The sequence below is a fragment of the Paraburkholderia sp. genome (assembly GCF_049581445.1).
Taxonomy (GTDB): Bacteria; Pseudomonadota; Gammaproteobacteria; order Burkholderiales; family Burkholderiaceae; genus Paraburkholderia.
In genome coordinates, this window is the sequence record NZ_JBAURZ010000139.1 from 1 (window position 1) to 2,992 (window position 2,992).

General features: G+C 64.8%; 3 protein-coding genes. 2 read left to right on the plus strand and 1 reads right to left on the minus strand.

Features of this window, described 5'->3' with window-relative positions:
* Together gspM and WCA85_RS13090 are read left to right on the plus strand one after the other, a co-directional pair.
* A partial coding sequence (gene gspM, locus WCA85_RS13085; protein WP_424064460.1) for a type II secretion system protein GspM occupies positions 1-362 on the plus strand: 362 nt, incomplete at its 5' end.
* Between the two features lie 22 nt (positions 363-384).
* Positions 385-1,164, plus strand: coding sequence for a type II secretion system protein N (locus WCA85_RS13090; protein ID WP_424064462.1), 780 nt, complete (start codon positions 385-387; stop codon positions 1,162-1,164).
* Here the strand turns inward: WCA85_RS13090 and WCA85_RS13095 are convergent.
* Positions 1,158-2,657, minus strand: coding sequence for an efflux transporter outer membrane subunit (locus WCA85_RS13095; RefSeq protein WP_424064464.1), 1,500 nt, complete (start codon positions 2,655-2,657; stop codon positions 1,158-1,160). The two genes, WCA85_RS13090 and WCA85_RS13095, sit on opposite strands and share 7 nt — an antisense overlap.
* Positions 2,658-2,992 lie beyond the last annotated feature (335 nt).

A 2,992-nucleotide genomic window follows, 5' to 3' on the forward strand; every position in this document is an offset into this window, starting at 1 on the left:
GGGCGCACTTGCGTGAAACGCTCCCGGCGATGCAACGCCAGCTCGCGCAGATGACCGCGCAAGCCAACGAGGCGCGGCGGCTGTCGGCAGCGGCGCAGGGCGTGACGCCTACCGGCGGCGCCCTGAAGGATGCGCTCACCGCTTCACTGTCTGACCACGGCATGACCGCGCTGCAAGTGCAGTTAATCGGCAACGCGGTGCAGATCCAGTTGAAGAACGCGTCGTTCCCGGTGTGGACCAGTTGGGTCGACGACGTGCGGCGGCAATTCAAGGTGCAGGTCTCCGAAGCGCATGTCACCGCGCTCAAGGACGACGGCCAGGTCGACCTGACCGCGTCGTTGCAGCCGTCGACCGTCAAATGACGGTGTAGCCACAGGATTTCGCATGAATTACTGGATGCGGCGCTTGCGCGCTGCCCTGCCGTGGCTGCTGGTCGCGGTGATATCGAGCGGCACGGTGCTGCTGGTCGTGTTGCCCGCTGCGTGGATCACGCCGCAGTTTTCCAAAGCCACCGGCGGCCACGTCAACCTCGTCAATCCGGCGGGGTCGCTCTGGCATGGCTCGGCTACGCTGATGCTAGCCGCAGGTTCGGATACCAGCACAGCGACCCTGCTGCCGGGTCGCGTCGAATGGCATACGGCGTTCTGGCCGCTGTTTATCGGCCGCGTACGGATGACCATGCTGCAAAGCGATGCGATGCCCAATCCGATTACCGTGGACGCCACCCGGCGCGGCGCGATTCTGTCGCAGGGTGCGATTGCCGTGCCTGCGTCGCTGCTAACCGGCCTAGGTGCGCCTTTCAATACGCTTGATCTGGAAGGCGACGTGCAACTCGCATGGAGCGACTGGCGCAGCTTCGGCAACGAGGCATTCGGACAATTGACCGTCACGCTCGTCGATGCGAGTTCGCGGGTTTCGCTCGTTAAGCCGCTGGGCTCGTACCGCGTCGTGATTCAGGCGGAGGGCGACCGCTCCACAGTCGATCTGTCCACGCTCAAAGGACCGTTGATGCTCAATGGGCACGGGTCTGTCAGCGCGGGTTCCACGATGTTCAACGGCACCGCGAGCGCAGCGCCCGAGGCGCGGGATAACCTGGCGGGCTTGCTGAATCTGCTTGGGCGCCCGAGCGGGCCGGATACGGTGGCGTTGACCTTCGTTCACTGAGCGGACGTCGCCGCAATCGTGCCGGTTTCAAGTTTCATCTGCGAGGCATCCCAACCACCGCCTAGCGCCTTCACGAGGCCCACCGAGGAAACCATCCGTTCGCCGGCGATGCTGGCGAGCTTCTGTTCGGCGGTGAAGGCGGTGGTTTGCGCGGTCAGCACGTTCAGATAGCCGACCGTGCCCGACTTGTACTGGTTCGTCACGATATCCAGCGCCTGGCGCGCAGATTCGACGGCTTGCTGCTGTACGACGATTTCCTGTTCGAGGATCCGTTGCGAAGCGAAGTTGTCTTCGACGTCCTGGAATGCGGCCAACACCGTCTGACGATAAACCGCGACATCCTCGTCATAAGCGGCGCGGGCGGCATTGGTCTGCGCTTCGCGCAGACCGCCGTCGAAGATCGTGCCGGCCAGTTGCGGGCCAAGGGTCCAGAAGCGCGCTGGCGTGGTGAGCAATTGCGACAGGACGGAGCTTTCGTAGCCGCCGTTTGCCGACAGCGTCAACGATGGGAAGAACGCGGCGATGGCGACGCCGATCTGTTCGTTCGCGGCCTTCGCCGCGCGTTCCGCCGACGCAATGTCGGGCCGCCGCTCGAGCAATGCCGACGGCATTTGCGCCGGCACGGCGGGCGGTATCGCGGTGAGCGGCGACGGTGCAATCGAGAAGGTGGACGCCGGTTCGCCGACCAGCACGGCGATTGCGTGTTCGTCCTGGGCGCGGGCAATACCGTTGTCGATTGCTGCGGCCTGCGCCGATTGCAGTTGGGCTAGCGCCTGGATCACATCGGAACGACCTGCGACACCCTGCGCGTACTGGTTCTGTGTGAGCTTGAGCGACTTTTCGTAGGCGACGACGGTATCGTCGAGCAGCTTCTGCATCGAGTCGAGCGAGCGCAGCGAGAAGTAGGTCTGGGCGAGCGTGCCCTGGGCGGAGAGCCGCGCGTTGGCGAGCGTGGCGGCGGCCCCCTGCTGGCTGGCTTCCTGGGCACCCACGGTGCGGCTTACCTTACCCCACAGATCGGGCTCCCAGCTTGCATCGAGTTGCAGGTTGTAGCTGTTGTTCACGCCGGATCGTGTACTTCCTGCCGTGCTTGCGCCTGATGAGCCGGTTCCCGAGCGGGTAGCGCCTGCTGAGCCGCTGATCACCGGGAAATACGCAGCGCGTGCTTCGCCGACCAGCGCGCGTGCCTGCCGATACGCAGCCGCGTATTGGGCAACCGTCTGGTTCGACGTGTTCAGCTTGTCCTCGAGCGCGTTGAGTTCGGTGTCGTTGTAGATCGTCCACCAGTCGCCGCGGTCGTGCTGGTCGGCAGGCTGAGCGACTTTCCAGCCCGGCGCCGCTTCCTTGTACGAGGCGGGAATTTCCGTGGTGGGCCGCTTATAGTCGGGGCCGACTGCGCAGCCCGCCAGCAGCGTGGCGAGCGCAGCGGCGACAGCCAGTGTCAGGACGCGCGGTGCAACGGCCCACGCGCGCGAGGTTCGGTCAAACTGCATGCAATGGATTCCTGTCGATTCGGCTGACGCGAGGTCTGCGGAAGATCACCTGGCGACTGCCTCGAATGCCTGTCAGGCAACGGAGAACGAGGTATCGCGGCGGTTCCGCAAGGGTAGCGTACGCACCGCGGGTGACGCAGAAAACTGTAAGGTTAATGCGGAGTGCGGCGCGGGTGTGTAACGGCGGCGAACCTGACGGTTACGCGCCGTTACGCCGAAGCGGAAAGATGATGCGGGCGGGAGTAGGTTTTAACAGCGGGCATCGGCCGTCGTTTGACGCGCCTGCTTGCCCGCCGCAGCGCGGCAAGGCGGCGCATCGCTACGCGGCTGGCAAC